Here is a 15159-nt window from a genome sequence, read left to right as displayed (position 1 = left end):
GCCCCCTTTTGCGGCGGCGCATCCTGTCGCGGCCGGCCCGCACCGCCCTGCCCCGCCGCAAGCCCGTCGCGTCCCGCCCCGGCGACCGCGCGGACGGAAACGGCCCGCGCCGGGGGGCGCGGGCCGCGGATCCGGGGCCCCGGAGGGCCGTCGCGGGCCTCAGTGCGAGACGAGGACCGGCGCCGTCGGCGCTTCCAGCACCGAGCGGCTGACGCCGGAGAAGATCGCCTCCCGCAGGCGCGAGTGGCCGTAGCCGCCCATCACCATCAGGTCGGCGCCCATCTCCTCGGCGGTCGCCATCAGGCGCTCGGCGACCGAGGCGCCGGCGCGGGCCATGGTCTTGACCTCCACCTTCACGCCGTGGCGGGCGATGACGGTGGCGATGTCGGCGCCCGGCTCCTCGCCGGTGCCGTCGACGCCGGGCTCGGGGTCGACGATGGCGATGGTCACGGCGCCGGCGGCCTTGATGAAGGGCATCGCGTCCTGCAGGGCGCGGGCGGCGACATGGCTGCCGTCCCAGCACAGCATGATCTTCGTGCCGATCGGCTTCGACCAGCCCTCGGGCAGCATCAGCACCGGGCGGCCGGAGCCGAAGAGCGCGCCCTCGAAGGCGGCCTCGGCGGCCTCGCCCGCCGGACCGTCGCCGCCGGCGGGGCCGACCACGGCGATGTCGGAGTGACGCGCGGCGCGGGCCGCCGTCTCCTCCAGGCCGGCGGCGATGGACGAGGCCCAGCGCGCGTCGGCCGAGACGCCGGCCGCCTGCATCTTCGCCTCGGCGTGCTTGGCAAGCTCCTTGGCCTCGGCGCGGGCGGTGTCGATGGCGCTGAGGTCCATGGCCATTTCGGCGCCGGGCATGGCGTAGACGCCCATGTCGAACTGGCGCGCGAAAGCCACGGCGACCACATGGGCGTCATGCTTGAGCGCCATCTCGCAGGCCGCGGCCAGCCGCGCGTCGGAGGCCGGGCCCCCGTCGACGAAAACGGTGATGGTCTTGATGGACATCTGATCCTTCTCCCCGGATCGTTGTTTCGACGAATTGTTAGCCGGTTCGACCGCCCGCCGCCTTGCGCTGGATCAAGACGGCGCGGCGTCTGCGCCTCAGACGTGCACCCGCCCCGCCTCGGCCTGGCCGTTGGCGAAGCCGCCGAGGAAGCTGGTCAGGTTCTGGCCGAGCTCCTCCGACAGGTATCCGCCCTCCTGCACCAGCAGGGTCGGCAGGCCGAAGCGCCCGATGGCCTCGCCGATGCGCGCGAATCCGGGCGTGGTCACGCCCAGCCCCGCCAGCGGATCGCCCTCGTAGGCGTCGAGGCCCAGCGCGATCACCAGCGCGTCGGTCCCGAAGCTGCGGATGCGGGCGAGCGCCGCGCCCAGCGCCTCGAGGAAGCCGTCGTCCGAGGTGCCGCGGGCCAGCGGCAGGTTGAAGTTCGCGCCCTCCCCCTGGCCGATCCCGCGCTCCTGCGCGTGGCCCCAGAAGAACGGGTAGTAGACGGACGGATCGCAGTGGATCGAGACGGTCAGCACGTCGCCCCGGTCGTAGAAGATCGCCTGGGTGCCGTTGCCATGGTGCACGTCGACGTCGAGGATCGCCACCCGCCGCCCCGCGTCCCGCAGCCGCTGCGCCGCGATCGAGGCGTTGGCGAGGAAGCAGAACCCCCCCGCCGCATCCGCCAGCGCGTGATGCCCCGGCGGGCGGCTCAGCGCGTAGGCCGAGCGCTCGCCCTCCAGCACCAGCTCGGCGCCGGTCAGGGCGGTCTGGGCCGACCAGTAGGCCGCGTGCCAGGTCGAGGCCCCGACGGGGCAGGCGGTGTCCTGCAGGTGCCAGCCCGCCTGGCCCACGGGCGAGGTCGGGTAGGACGCCGCGCGCCGGTCGGGGTGGATGTTCGGGACCACCTCGGCGTTGGCGTCGGGCAGCGCCGACCAGCGGGCGTGGATGGTCTCGAGGAAGGCGAGATACTCGGACGTGTGCACCGCCGCCAGCGGGCCGCGCCCGTAATCGGCGGGGGCGACGACCTCGAGCCCGGCCTCCCGCGCGCCGTTCAGCAGCACCTCGGCCCGTCGGGGCTGCTCGGGGCTGGGGCGCAGGCGGCCTGCGACGAGGAAGGTCTGGGGATCGTGGGCGGTCTGGCGGGCGTCGAACACGCACTGCATGGGGACTCGGGCCTCCTGGGTCTTGCGGGGGGACCCTAGACCCGCAAGGGGCGCGACGGAAAGCGGAACCTCGCGTCGCGGGCGGGGCGCCGGCCATGCTTGCCTGACCGGCCGGTCGGGAGGATGCTGGGCGCAACAGACCGGATCGCCGGCAGATGGAGGAGACGACCATGGACGGACCCGCGCCCCTCGCGACCCCCGACTACGACTGGATCCTGGAGGCCGACACCCGCGCCTTCGTCGAGACCAGCCGGCGCAATTCGCGCGTGGAGGGGGAGCCGACCGCCGCCTCCCGCCGCGCCGCCTACGACGCCAACTGCCGCTACTGGCACAACGGCCGCCCCGAGGGCGTTCAGGTCGAGGACCTGAGCTGCGAGGGTCCGCGCGGCCCGATCCCGCTGCGCCGCTACGTGCCGGCCTCGGGGCCCGGGTCGGCCTTCATCCTCTACCTGCACGGCGGGGGCTTCGTGGTCGGCGGGCTCGACAGCCATGACGACATCTGCGCCGAGATGGCCCACCGCACGGGCTACGAGACGGTCTCGGTCGACTACCGCATGGCGCCCGAGTTCCAGCACCCCGCCTTCTTCGACGACGCCTTCGCCGCCTGGGAATGGGCGGTGGCCGCGGCCGGCGGGCGGCCCCTCGTGATCTCGGGCGACAGCGCGGGCGGCACGCTCGCGGCCGCCGTCGTCCATGCCTCTCGCGGGCGGGAGGGGGCGCCGGTCGGGCAGGTGCTGATCTATCCCTCGCTGGGCGGGGACCCGACGCGGGGCAGCTTCGTCCTGCACGCCGACGCGCCGCTGCTGTCGCGCGCCGACCGGGCCTTCTACGCCTCCCAGCGGGACATGAGCCTCGTGCCCGACGACGACCCGCGGGCCTGGCCGCTGCGGGACCCGGATGTCTCCGGCCTGCCGATGACGGTGTGCATCAACGCGCAATGCGATCCGCTGGCCGACGACGGCAAGGCCTATCGCGACCGGATCCTGGCCGTGGGAGGGCGGGCCTTCTCGGTCGAGGAACCGGGGCTGACCCATGGCTTTCTGCGCGCCCGCCACGCCTCGCGCCAGGCCGGCCTCGCCTTCGACCGGATCGTGGAGAGCCTGCGCGCGCTGGGCGCGGGGGAGCGGCCGAAGCTGAGCTGAAACGCGAACGGCGCGCCGGGGGACCGGCGCGCCGCTGCGATGGATCGGGATCGAGGGGGTCGGGACCGGAGGCCTCAGCCCTCGGCGATCTTCCCGGCGGCGAGGTCGTCGAGGAAGCGGTCCACGTCGCCGTTGCGCTTGTCGATCATCGCCCCGAACTCCTGGCGCTGGGTCTGGAGCAGCGAGACGCCCTCGGCCACCACGTCGACCACCTGCACCGGGCCGCCGCGGTCGGAGACCTGCCACTCGACCTTCGAGTCCTCGACGCTGGCGCCCTTGGCGACCGAGGTCACCAGCACGCCCTTGGCGCCGAAGTCCTGGGCGCCGACCACCTCGAGGGTCTGGCCCTGGTAGTCGTTGAGCAGGCCCGCGTAGACCCGGCCGACATAGCTGACCAGCGCGTCCTGGGCCTTGGTCTTCTGGGAGTCGTTCATGTCGCGCCAGGCCTGGCCCATCACGAAGCGGGTGATCTCGGGCACCGCGGCGTTGCGCCGGAAGATCTCGGAGAACTCCAGCCGCTGGGCCTCGGCGCTCTTGCCCGAGTTCAGGAGCTGGGTCACCTCGCCCACCACCTTCTCGACGAAGGAGCGGGCGGCGGAGACCTCGACCGCCCGGGCGGCGGAGGGCAGGGACAGGCCGACCGCGGCGCTCAGCGCGCCGGCCAGCGAGAATTTCAGAAGGTCGCGTCGGTTCATGGTCATCGCATCACCCCGTTTGCGGTTGGGCGCGCCCGTCCCCTCCCCCAAGGGCTCGACGGGCGCGTGGGCGTTTCGGTCCGTGCCGCCTCAGTCGGCGAACACGTCGGTCAGCGACTCTTCCGTCGCCCCGCCCGCCAGCTGGCGGCGGCGGTACTGGATATAGCCCGCCCGCGTGGTGACGTAAGAGTCTTCGCTCTCATAGAGCGTCTGGTCGATCACGTTGGTGTTCTCGGCCCGGATCCGGGCGAGGTTGCCCACCGCCAGCGCCCGGCGGCCGAGCTGCAGCCCCTCGTAGCCGGTGAAGAAGCCGAACGGATCGAGCACGATCTCGGCCACCCGGCCGAAGCCGTCGCGGGCCGAGGCCGGGCCGAACACCGGGATCTCGACATACGGGCCCTCGCCCACGCCCCAGACGTAGAGCGTCTCGCCGATGTCGGTCTCCACCTGCGGGAGGCCGAACTCGGTGGCGGGGTCGAGCACGCCGAGGCCCATCACCAGGTTGATGCCGGTGCGCAGCACGTCGGCGCCGGCCTGCTCGAACTCTCCCTGCGCGGCGTGGTTGATGAAGTTCATCGGCATGCGCAGGAAGTTGACCGCGTTGGTCAGCAGCAGGTCGCCCAGCCCCGGCATGGCGATGTCGTAGAGACGGCTCGCCGGGCGCAGCAGGATGGTGTCGAGGCCCTTGTTGAATTCGTGGATGTCGCGGTTCGTCGATTCGTAGGGATCGGCGATCCCGCCCGGCTCCACCGGTTCGCCCGAGGCGCAGCCCGCCAGCGCCACGGCGGCGGCCAGCATCAGGATCGAGCGGAACGGGCCGCGGCGCGACGCGCGGCCGGAGGCGGAAACGGACGCGGAGGCCCTGGAGGGGGATTCGGTCAAGACGTCTCTCGATTCTTAATGATGCGGCGCGTCACGGCGCCTACGGGATTAGTGCAGCGAGCGGCGGGGCGCAATCGCGGCGCCGTTTTCGTCAAGCGCCGCTTTCAGGCGGGGCCGGCTTGTGGCTCCTGCGCGACAAGAACCTTCCACGCCACGGAAAAAAGGCTTCAATTCGCCAGGGGCGGGCGTATCTGTCCGCTGGCGCCATGGGGATGCGGGGCGTAAGAGACGGGTCCGTCGCGGATGAACCTGCGGCTCGATGATTGGAACTTAACCGCTGCGGGCGCATAAGCTCGGCAGGATCCGGGATCCGGGGGTTCAGGTTGCGAGGCAAGACGGAGAGTGGACGGGACGAACTGCGCTCGGTCCTGCGCGAGGGCCGGTCCCTGTTCGTGTCCGTGGCGGTGTTCAGCTTCTTCGTGAACCTGCTGATGCTGACCGGGCCGATCTTCATGCTGCAGGTCTACGACCGGGTGCTCAGCTCGCGGTCCGAGGCGACGCTGCTGGCGCTGACGGTCATCATGGCCTTCCTGTTCCTGATGATGGGCGTGCTCGACTACGCCCGCGGCCGGGTGCTGGCGCGCGCCGGCGCGCGCTTCCAGGCCCGGCTCGACAGCCGCGTGTTCGAGGCGATCCTGCGCCGCGCCGTCTCCCCCGTCGAACGCGCCCGCCCCGCCACCGGCCTGCGCGACCTCGAGTCGATCCAGCGGCTGATGTCCGGCCCCGCGCCCTTCGCGGTCTTCGACATGCCGTGGACGCCGGTGTTCCTGGCCGCGATCTTCACCTTCCACTGGATCCTGGGCTGCATCGCCATCGCCGGCGGCCTGCTGCTGGTCTGCCTGACCTGGCTCAACCAGGTGTTCTCCAAGAAGCTCCAGCTCGACGCCAACGTCGCCTCCGCCCAGTCGGAAGGGTTCACCGAGGCCGTGCGCTCCCAGGGGGAGACGGTGCAGGGCCTGGGGATGCGCCGCTCGGTGCTCGAGCGCTGGCAGCTGCTTCGCGGGCGCAGCCTCGAGACGACGATCCAGGCCTCCGACCGCACCGGCGGCTTCTCGACCGCCTCCAAGACCCTTCGCTTCTTCCTGCAGTCGCTGATGCTGGGCGCCGGCGCCTGGCTCGCGATCCAGGGGGAGCTGAGCCCCGGCTCGATGATCGCGGGCTCGATCCTGATGGGCCGCGCGCTGGCGCCCATCGAGCAGGCCATCGGCCAGTGGGCGCTGGTGCAGCGCGCCATGCAGGGCTGGAAGTCGCTGAGCGAACTGCTCGAGAAGACCCCGGCGCCGGAGGAGCGCACCAGGCTCCCCGCCCCCCGCTCGATCCTCGAGGCGCAGCAGGTCACCGTCGTCGCCCCGGGCGAGCAGACGGCCGCGATCCGCATGGTCTCCTTCCGGATGGAGCCGGGGCAGGCGATGGGCGTGATCGGGCCGTCGGCGTCGGGCAAGTCGACGCTGGCCAAGGCGATCACCGGGATCTGGAAGCCGGCCGCGGGCAACGTGCGCCTCGACGGCGCGGCGCTGGAGCAATACGGCGACGAGGACCTGGGCCGCCACATCGGCTATCTGCCCCAGGAGATCGCGCTCTTCGACGGCTCGGTGGCCGAGAACATCGCCCGCCTGACCGGCAAGCCGGACTCCGCGATGGTGGTCGAGGCCGCCAAGCGCGCCGGCGCCCATGAGATGATCCTCGGCCTGCCGGGCGGCTACGACTACCAGGTGGCGGCCGGGGGCGGGAAGCTCTCGGGCGGGCAGCGCCAGCGCATCGGGCTCGCGCGCGCGCTTTACGGCGACCCGGCGGTGGTGGTGCTGGACGAGCCGAACTCGAACCTCGACGCGTCCGGGTCGGACGCGCTCAACCACGCGATCCAGGACATCAAGGCGCGGGGCCGCGCGGTGATCATCATGGCCCACCGCCCCGCCGCCATCCAGCATTGCGACCTGATCCTGATGATGGAGGACGGGGTGCGGAAGGCCTTCGGGCCCAAGGACGAGGTGCTGCGCCAGCATGTGCGCAACTACCCCCAGGTCGTGACCCCGGCCGGAGAGTGACGCGAGCATGACCGAGATGCAGGGCGACGAGCGGCGGACCGGCCCGGGCGAGGCCAAGGGCGGCGCCGGGGACACCGGGCGCCACGCCTTCAACGTCTTCGCCGAGAGCGCCGAGCCCCCCTCCTGGAGCCACCGCCGCGACGAGGCCGACGACGCCGAGACCGCCGACGCGCCCGAGCCGCAGGCCCCGGCGGCAGGCCCCGCGCCTTCGCCCGAGCCTTCGCCCGAGCCTTCGCAGACCCCCGCCGCGACCCCGACCGAGGCCGGCCCTGCGGCGGATCCGGCGGCCCTGGCGGCGGCCCGCGCCCGGCTCGCCGCCGCCCGCGCCGCGCAGGAGCGACCGGCCTCGCCGCAGGCCGCCGGGACCGCGCGCGATCCCGCCCCTGCGGCCCCGCCGGAGCCGCAGGCCGCGCCCGCGCCCGACGCGGCCTCCGCCGCCGCGGCGGCGGCGCGCGAGGCGGTGCTGGCGCGCAAGCGCGCCCCGGCGCCCGCGATGGCCATGCCCTCCCGCCCCCCCGCGAAACGGGAGGAGGCGAAGGACCCGGCCGCGCCCGCAAAGCCCCGCGCCGACGTCCCGGCGCCCGCCCCCGGCGGCGGCGGCGGCGGCGTGCCGGCCCGACCCTCGGCGGGCGGCCCCGCCGCCCCGCTGGGCCCGGACGAGGCCTCGCAGCGCTACTCGGCGCGCAAGGCGCTGATCATCGGCTTCGTCGGCGTGCTGCTGCTGGTCGGCGGCTTCGGCGCCTGGGCGGCCTTCGCCAACATCGCCGGCGCGATCATCGCCATGGGCGAGGTCGACGTGGAGACGCGCGAGCAGGTGGTCCAGCACCCCGATGGCGGCGTGGTCGGCGAGATCATGGTGCGCGACGGCGACCATGTGGAGGCCGGCGACGTGCTGCTGCGCTTCGACGACACCCTGCCCCGCTCCGAGGCGATCATCCTCGAGGACCAGTACTGGGAGCTCGTCGCCCGCCGCAACCGGCTGGAGGCGGAGCAGTACGGCTGGGAGGAGATCCGCTTCGACGAGCGCCTGCTGGCCAAGGCGCAGACCGACGACGACGTGCAGCGGATGGTCGAGGGCCAGACCTCGCTGTTCGACGCACGCCTCAACAGCCTCGACGAACAGGTCCAGCAGCTCGGCGAGCGCCGCGGCCAGATCGACCGCCAAGTCGAGGGGGCCGAGGCGCAGATCGCAGCCCTCCGCCGCCAGGACGAGCTGATCCGCCAGGAGCTGGAGGGCCAGCAGAAGCTGTTCGACCAGGGTCTCGCGCAGCTCAACCGCCTGCTGGCGCTGCAGCGCGAGCAGGCCCGGCTGGAGGGCCAGATCGGCGAGCTGATCGCCTCGGTCGCCGAATCCGAGGGCCGCGCCACCGAGATCGAGATCCAGATCTCGCAGGCCCGCTCCCAGCGGCGGGAGGAGGCGATCACCCAGATGCGCGACATCCAGTACCAGGAGAACCAGGTGCGCGAGCAGCTGGCCAGCCTGCAGGAGCGCCTCGCCCGCATGGAGGTGCGCGCCCCGATCGCCGGGACGGTCTTCAACTCCAAGGTCTTCGCCCAGCAGGCGGTGCTGACGCCGGCCGAGCCGATCATGTACATCGTGCCCTCGGACGCCGACTTCGTGTTCAACGCGAGGATCGAGCCCCAGCACGTCGACGAGGTGTTCCCCGGCCAGGAGGCGACGCTGCGCTTCTCGGCCTTCGCCTCGCGCACCACGCCCGAGATCGACGGCCATGTGGTCAAGGTCTCGGCCGACGCGATCGTGGACGAGCGGACCGGCGTCCATTATTTCCCGATCGAGCTGGCGCTGAACGAGGGCGAGGAGAGCAAGCTGGAGGGCAAGACCCTGGTGCCCGGCATGCCGGTCGAGGCGTTCATCCGCACCTACGACCGCTCGCCGTTGAACTACCTGGTGAAGCCCTTCATGGATTACTTCGCCCACTCGATGCGCGAGGAATGAGCGTCCGGGGGTTCTCCCCGGGCCCAACCCCCGAAAGGACCCCCATGACCGGCAAGATCGACGCCCGCCTGGCCGAGCTCGGCATCACCCTGCCCAACCCGCCCGTTCCCGCCGCGGCCTACACGCCCTTCGTGAAGACCGGGAACCTGGTGTTCGTCTCCGGCCAGGTCAGCCAGGGCCCCGACGGGCTGGTGAAGGGCAAGCTCGGCGCGGACATGGACGTGGCCGGCGGCTACGAGGCCGCGAAGCTCTGCGCCCTGTCGCTGATCGCCCAGGCCAAGGCCGCCTGCGACGGCGACCTCGACCGCGTGGTGCGGGTGGTCAAGCTGATGGGCCTGGTGAACTCCACCCCCGACTTCCCCGACCACCCCAAGGTGGTGAACGGCTGCTCCGAGCTGCTGGGCGAGGTCTTCGGCGAGGCCGGCGTGCACGCACGCTCGGCCTTCGGCGTGGCCAACCTGCCCTTCGGCGTGGCCGTCGAGATCGAGGCGATCTTCGAGATCGCCTGAGCTGTCGCGCGGCTGTCGTCGCGCCGGGATATGCGGGGGACGGCGCCTGCCGCAGGCGTCGCGCCGCCCCCCGCCGCCGCCCCGCCCGCCCACCCCGCGGCGGCGGGGGGCGGCGCGACGCCTGTCTCCCTTTCCGCCCGTGACGGACCGTTGCCATGCCCTCCCTCCCCGCCGGTTTCCTCGACCGCGCCATCGCCCACCGCGGCCTGCACGACCGCGCCGCGGGGGTGATCGAGAACTCCCTGCCCGCCATCCGCGCCGCCGCCGCGGCCGGTTACGGCTGCGAGATCGACCTGCAGATCTCCGCCGACGGCGAGGCGATGTGCTTCCATGACGACGAGCTCGACCGGCTGACCGCCGCCTCCGGGCCGGTGCGGGCGCGCAGGGCGGCCGAGCTGGGGACGCTGGCGCTGACCGGCGCCGCGCCCGAGGCCCGCATCCCCAGCTTCGCCCAGGCGCTGGAGGCGGCAGGCCGCGCCCCCCTGCTGGTGGAGATCAAGCGCCAGCACGACGCCGTCGGCGTCGGCCCCCTGGAGGCCCGCGCGGCCGAGCTGATCGAGGGGCATCTCGCCGCCGGCGGCGGCCCCGTGGCGGTGATGAGCTTCGATCCCCGCGCCGTCGCCTGGTTCCACGACCACGCCTCCGCGATCCCCCGGGGCCTCGTCTCGATGGACTGGGACCGCGACCCGGACGGCGAGGGGCTCGCCCCCGCGGCGCGCGCCGACCTGAGCGCGATGGCGAGCTTCGAGACCTCGGGCTGCAGCTTCTGCTCCTACCGCTGGCGGGATCTTCCGACCGGGCGCACCCGGGCCCTGCGCGCGGCCGGTCTGCCGGTGCTGTGCTGGACCACCCGCAGCCCGCAGGAGGACGCCGCCGCCCGCCCCCACGTCGACAACGTCACCTTCGAGGGCTACCGCCCGTGAGCACCGCCCCGGGCGCGACGCGGCCAGGCCCGCCCGCAGGGCGCCTGCGGGCCCGCGACCCCGGACCGCGCCGCCCGGCCCATTGACCGGCCCGCCCCGCTTCCCATCCTCTAGGGCAGGCCAAACCGCGGGAGGCGCCCCATGGACGGATCCGACGTCGTCGAGATCACCGCCCTGACCTCGATCGACGAGATCGACGCGCAGGACTGGGACCGCTGCGCCGACCCCGAGGGCGCGCCCGGCCTCGCGCCCGAGAACCCGTTTCTGACCCACCGTTTCCTCAAGGCGCTGGAGGACAGCCGCTCGGTCGGGCGCGGCTCCGGCTGGGCGCCGCGGCACCTGGCGGCGCGGCTCGGCGGCCGGGTGATCGGGGTCATGCCCCTCTACGCCAAGGGCCACAGCCAGGGCGAATACGTCTTCGACCACTCCTGGGCCCATGCCTACGAGCGGGCCGGGGGCGAGTACTACCCCAAGCTCCAGGGCGCGGTGCCCTTCACCCCCGCCACCGGGCGGCGGTTCCTGACGGCGCCCGGGGAGAGCACGGCGGCCGTGGTCTCGGCGCTGGTGCAGGGCGCGGTGCAGCTCGCGGCGGGCAACGGGCTCTCCTCCCTCCACGTGACCTTCTGCACCGAGGAGGAGTGGGAGATGGGGGCCGAGATCGGCCTCCTTCAGCGCACCGGCGAGCAGTTCCACTGGAAGAACCGCGGCTACGCCGACTTCGAGGCGTTCCTCGGCGACCTCAGCTCCCGCAAGCGCAAGAACATCCGGCGCGAGCGGCGCGAGGCCGCGGCCTCCGGTCTCGAGATCCGCGCCCTGACCGGCGACGACCTGCGGCCCGAGCACTGGGACGCCTTCTGGCGCTTCTACCAGGACACCGGCAGCCGCAAGTGGGGCTCGCCTTACCTGACCCGGGACTTCTTCAACCGGGTGCAGGAGAGCCTGCGCGACGACGTGCTGCTGGTGCTGGCCGAGCGCGACGGGCGGCCGGTGGCGGGGGCGCTGAACTTCATCGGCCGGCGGTCCCTGTTCGGGCGCTACTGGGGGTGCACCGAGCATCACCCCTGCCTGCATTTCGAACTGTGCTACTACCGCGCCATCGACTTCGCCATCGCCCGGGGGCTGGAGACGGTGGAGGCCGGCGCCCAGGGCGAGCACAAGCTCGCCCGCGGCTACCTGCCGGTGAAGACCCACTCGCTGCACTGGATCGGCGAGCCGAGCTTCCGCCGCGCCGTGGCGGAATACCTGGAAGCGGAGCGCGAGGCGGTCGGCGATGAGATCGCCTGGCTGTCCGAGCGCTCGCCCTTCCGCAAGTCCGACCTGACCCGAGAGATCGAGGAGCACGACTGATGCCCGCGAAGCTGGACCCGGACACCCGCGAAACCACCCTCGCCACCCTCCAGGACGGCGGATGGTCCGTCGTCGAGGGCCGCGACGCCCTGCACAAGACCTTCAAGTTCAAGGACTTCTCAGAAGCCTTCGGCTGGATGACCCGGGTGGCCCTGCTCGCCGAGAAGATGGACCACCACCCCGAGTGGTCGAACGTCTACAAGACCGTCGAGGTCACCCTGACCAGCCATGACGTCGGCGGCCTGAGCGAGCGCGACGTGAAGATGGCCCAGGCGATCGACGAGATGGCGTGAGGAACCTGCCCCGGCCCACGCGTCGTCAGGCGCTTGCGGGGGCGGTCGCGCTCGGCGCGATCCTGGCCGCGGCGGCGGTGCTGGACCGCGACGGCGAGGGGGTCGCGCAGCGGCGCGCCCTCGCCTCGCCGGAGGTGCGGGAGGCGGCGGAGCTGTCGACCGAGGAGATCGCGCGGCGCCTCGAAGCCTCGGTGCAGCAATGGGCGCCGGCCGGCACGGTCGCGCTCGACGCCTGCCGGCTGGTCCGGGGCCAGAACCCGATGCCGGAGCGGTGCGACGACGGCGAGCACGGGGTCCTGACCAGCGCGTTGCGCATCGATGCGGGCTGGCTGGTCCCCGGCGCTGTCGGCGCCCGGATCGTCCAGCGCGGCGACGCCGACCAGGTGATCGTTCCCTACCGCCCCGAGGTCGAGAAGCGCGCCCGCGCGGTCGAGCGCCGCTGGGACCCGGAAGCCGCCGCGATCATCGCCGCCACGCCGAACAAGGCCGATTTGCCCGAGCGGTTGCAGCGGCTCCAGCGGCGCTGGCGGGAATTGTTCCCTGCCGGCGTCGACGACGTTCCGACCCAGCGCGTCGTCTACTGCTCGGGCGTCGAGGGCGTCTCGGTCGACGGCTCGACCGACCGCTTCAACCTGATCGTCGGCCCCGGCGAGGGCGAGGCGGCGCGGACCCTTCTGGCCGAGCTTTCCTGGCGCTGCGCGCCGGACTGAGCGGGCCGGATCAGGAGGGGGACGCGCCGCCGGAACCCTCCCGGACAGCGCGCCTCCGGGTCGGAGCCGGCGGTCGCCACGTAGAACGCCCGGCGGGGGACCCGCCGGGCGTTTCGTGCATCCGGTCCTGCCTGCGCCTTACTCGGCGGTCAGGAGCGGAGGCTTCTTGTCGTTGGCGAGCGACTTGGTGGGCTGGGAGATCTGGAGGTCCAGATTGCCCTCCTTCACCGCCACCTTCACCAGGCCGCCCTTGACCAGCTTGCCGAACAGCAGCTCCTCGGCCAGCGGCTTCTTGATGTGCTCCTGGATCACGCGGCCGAGCGGGCGGGCGCCCATGCGGTCGTCGTAACCCTTCTCGGCCAGCCACTCGGCGGCAGGCCGGGTGAGCTCGATCGAGACGCCGCGGTCCATGAGCTGGGCTTCCAGCTGGAGCACGAACTTCTCGACCACCTGGAGGATGACCTCCTTGGGCAGCGGGCCGAAGGAGATGATCGCGTCGAGACGGTTGCGGAACTCGGGCGTGAAGGTCCGCTCGATGGCGGCCGTGTCCTCGCCCTCGCGCCGGTCGCGGCCGAAGCCGATGGCGGATTTCGCCAACTCGGAGGCGCCCGCGTTCGAGGTCATGATCAGGACCACGTTGCGGAAATCCACCGTCTTGCCGTTGTGGTCGGTCAGCCGGCCGTGGTCCATCACCTGCAGCAGGATGTTGAAGACGTCCGGATGCGCCTTCTCGATCTCGTCGAGCAGCAGCACGCAGTGCGGGTGCTGGTCGATGCCGTCGGTCAGAAGACCGCCCTGGTCGAAGCCGACGTAGCCCGGAGGGGCGCCGATCAGGCGGCTCACCGAGTGCTTCTCCATGTATTCCGACATGTCGAAGCGCAGGAGCTCCACGCCCAGCGTCTCGGACAGCTGCTTGGCGACCTCGGTCTTGCCGACGCCGGTGGGGCCGGCGAACAGGTAGTTGCCGATGGGCTTTTCCGGTTCACGAAGGCCCGCACGCGAGAGCTTGATGGCCGAGGCGAGGGACTCGATCGCGGCGTCCTGGCCGAAGACCACGCGCTTGAGGGACGCTTCCAGGTCCCGCAGGGTCTCCGCGTCGTCCTTGGAGACGGACTTCGGGGGGATGCGGGCGATCTTGGCGACGACCTCCTCGATCTCCTTGGGGGTGATCGTCTTGCGGCGCTTGGAGTCCGGCAGCAGGTGCTGGTAGGCGCCGGCCTCGTCGATCACGTCGATCGCCTTGTCCGGCAGCTTGCGGTCGTTGATGTAGCGGGCCGAGAGCTCGACCGCGACCTTGATCGCCTCCTGCGTGTAGCGGATGTCGTGATGCTCCTCGAAATAGGGCTTGAGGCCCTTGAGGATCTTGATCGTGTCCTCGACCGTCGGCTCGTAGACGTCGATCTTCTGGAAGCGACGGCTCAGCGCGCGGTCCTTCTCGAAGTGCTGGCGGAACTCCTTGTAGGTGGTGGAGCCCATGCAGCGCAGGCCGCCCGACTGAAGCGCGGGCTTCAGCAGGTTGGAGGCGTCCATCGCCCCGCCGGAGGTCGCGCCGGCGCCGATGACGGTGTGGATCTCGTCGATGAACAGGATCGCGTCGGGATGCTCTTCCAGCTCCTTGACGACGGCCTTCAGCCGCTCCTCGAAGTCGCCGCGGTAGCGGGTGCCGGCGAGCAGCGCGCCCATGTCGAGCGAGAAGATGGTGGAGCCCGAAAGGACGTCGGGGGTCTGGCCGTCGACGATCTTCTTGGCGAGGCCCTCGGCGATGGCGGTCTTGCCCACGCCGGGGTCGCCCACCAGCAGCGGGTTGTTCTTGCGCCGGCGGCAGAGGACCTGGATCGCGCGCTCGACCTCATGCTCGCGTCCGATCAGGGGATCGACGTCGCCCTTGCGGGCCTTGACGTTGAGGTTGACGCAGTACTTGCCGAGCGCCGTCTCCTCCTTCTCCTTCTCCGGCTCGTTGCGGGAGGCGGAGGCCTGCTCGCCCTCCTCCTCCGCGCCGCGCACGGGACGCGCCTCGCCATAGGCGGGGTTCTTGGCGACGCCGTGGGAGATGTAGTTGACCGCGTCGTAACGGGTCATGTCCTGCTCCTGCAGGAAGAAGGCGGCATGGCTCTCGCGCTCGGCGAAGATCGCGACGAGCACGTTGGCGCCGGTGACCTCGGTGCGGCCCGAGGACTGGACGTGGATGGCGGCGCGCTGGATCACCCGCTGGAAACCGGTGGTGGGGGCGGCCTCGGACCCGTCGACGTCCGAAACAAGCGCTTCGAGTTCGTTGTCCACGAAGCGGGTGAGGGATTCGCGGAGGGTGTCGAGGTTCACCCCGCAGGCCTTCATCACGCGCGCCGCGTCGGGCTCGTCGATGAGGGCGAGGAGCAGATGCTCGAGGGTGGCCAGTTCGTGCTTGCGCTCGTTCGCGAGGCTCAGCGCGAAGTGGATGGCTTCCTCAAGGGTCTTCGAGAACGAGGGCATGCGCGTCACCTTTCCGCCTGGACCCGCACCCGGCTGGGC

13 protein-coding genes are annotated in these 15159 nt (G+C 72.2%); 8 read left to right on the top strand and 5 right to left on the bottom strand.

Features of this window, described 5'->3' with window-relative positions:
* Positions 1 to 159: 159 nt before the first annotated feature.
* Together BM064_RS06420 and BM064_RS06415 are read right to left on the bottom strand one after the other, a co-directional pair.
* Positions 160 to 1002, bottom strand: a complete 843-nt coding sequence (locus tag BM064_RS06420; RefSeq protein WP_092858932.1) for a universal stress protein — start codon at positions 1000 to 1002, stop codon at positions 160 to 162.
* Between the two features lie 96 nt (positions 1003 to 1098).
* Complete coding sequence (locus tag BM064_RS06415; protein ID WP_092858931.1) at positions 1099 to 2148, bottom strand: histone deacetylase family protein; 1050 nt, start codon at positions 2146 to 2148, stop codon at positions 1099 to 1101.
* 170 nt (positions 2149 to 2318) lie between these two features.
* On the opposite strand from BM064_RS06415, the gene BM064_RS06410 reads away from it, so the two are divergent.
* The gene (locus BM064_RS06410; RefSeq protein ID WP_092858930.1) at positions 2319 to 3290 is read left to right on the top strand and encodes an alpha/beta hydrolase; all 972 of its coding nucleotides are present in this window, start codon (positions 2319 to 2321) and stop codon (positions 3288 to 3290) included.
* A gap of 74 nt (positions 3291 to 3364) precedes the next feature.
* Here the strand turns inward: BM064_RS06410 and BM064_RS06405 are convergent, their stop codons facing one another.
* A complete protein-coding gene (locus tag BM064_RS06405) occupies positions 3365 to 3991 on the bottom strand; it encodes an MlaC/ttg2D family ABC transporter substrate-binding protein (RefSeq protein ID WP_092859283.1) in 627 nt (208 codons plus the stop codon).
* A gap of 84 nt (positions 3992 to 4075) precedes the next feature.
* Positions 4076 to 4867, bottom strand: a complete 792-nt coding sequence (locus BM064_RS06400) for an MlaA family lipoprotein (protein ID WP_092858929.1) — start codon at positions 4865 to 4867, stop codon at positions 4076 to 4078.
* Between the two features lie 323 nt (positions 4868 to 5190).
* Here BM064_RS06400 and BM064_RS06395 point away from each other — a divergent pair, with 323 nt between their 5' ends.
* The 7 genes from BM064_RS06395 (at position 5191) to BM064_RS06365 (ending at position 12651) form a co-directional block, all read left to right on the top strand.
* A complete protein-coding gene (locus tag BM064_RS06395) occupies positions 5191 to 6912 on the top strand; it encodes a type I secretion system permease/ATPase (RefSeq protein ID WP_092858928.1) in 1722 nt (573 codons plus the stop codon).
* Positions 6913 to 6919: 7 nt separating this feature from the next.
* On the top strand, positions 6920 to 8869 hold the full coding sequence (locus BM064_RS28425) for an HlyD family type I secretion periplasmic adaptor subunit (protein ID WP_342741356.1): 1950 nt from the start codon (positions 6920 to 6922) through the stop codon (positions 8867 to 8869).
* A 44-nt stretch (positions 8870 to 8913) separates the two neighbouring features.
* Positions 8914 to 9378 carry a RidA family protein gene (locus tag BM064_RS06385; RefSeq protein WP_092858927.1) on the top strand — a complete coding sequence of 155 codons (465 nt, stop codon included), beginning with the start codon at positions 8914 to 8916 and terminating at the stop codon, positions 9376 to 9378.
* A gap of 155 nt (positions 9379 to 9533) precedes the next feature.
* Positions 9534 to 10301 carry a glycerophosphodiester phosphodiesterase family protein gene (locus BM064_RS06380; protein ID WP_092858926.1) on the top strand — a complete coding sequence of 256 codons (768 nt, stop codon included), beginning with the start codon at positions 9534 to 9536 and terminating at the stop codon, positions 10299 to 10301.
* Between the two features lie 141 nt (positions 10302 to 10442).
* Positions 10443 to 11648: a GNAT family N-acetyltransferase gene (locus BM064_RS06375; protein WP_092858925.1), complete on the top strand. Its 1206-nt coding sequence runs from the start codon at positions 10443 to 10445 to the stop codon at positions 11646 to 11648.
* The gene (locus BM064_RS06370) at positions 11648 to 11941 is read left to right on the top strand and encodes a 4a-hydroxytetrahydrobiopterin dehydratase (protein WP_092858924.1); all 294 of its coding nucleotides are present in this window, start codon (positions 11648 to 11650) and stop codon (positions 11939 to 11941) included. Before BM064_RS06375 ends, BM064_RS06370 begins: the two co-directional genes overlap by 1 nt.
* Positions 11938 to 12651, top strand: coding sequence for a hypothetical protein (locus BM064_RS06365; protein WP_092858923.1), 714 nt, complete (start codon positions 11938 to 11940; stop codon positions 12649 to 12651). Before BM064_RS06370 ends, BM064_RS06365 begins: the two co-directional genes overlap by 4 nt.
* Positions 12652 to 12789: 138 nt before the next feature.
* On the opposite strand, the gene clpA is transcribed toward BM064_RS06365, so the two are convergent.
* Positions 12790 to 15120, bottom strand: coding sequence for an ATP-dependent Clp protease ATP-binding subunit ClpA (gene clpA / locus BM064_RS06360; RefSeq protein WP_092858922.1), 2331 nt, complete (start codon positions 15118 to 15120; stop codon positions 12790 to 12792).
* Between the last annotated feature and the right edge of the window lie 39 nt (positions 15121 to 15159).

Source organism: Albimonas pacifica (genome assembly GCF_900113695.1).
Classification (GTDB): Bacteria; Pseudomonadota; Alphaproteobacteria; order Rhodobacterales; family Rhodobacteraceae; genus Albimonas; species Albimonas pacifica.
The sequence above is the reverse complement of the archived record's forward strand: the minus strand, read 5'-3'. Positions and strand labels throughout refer to the sequence as shown.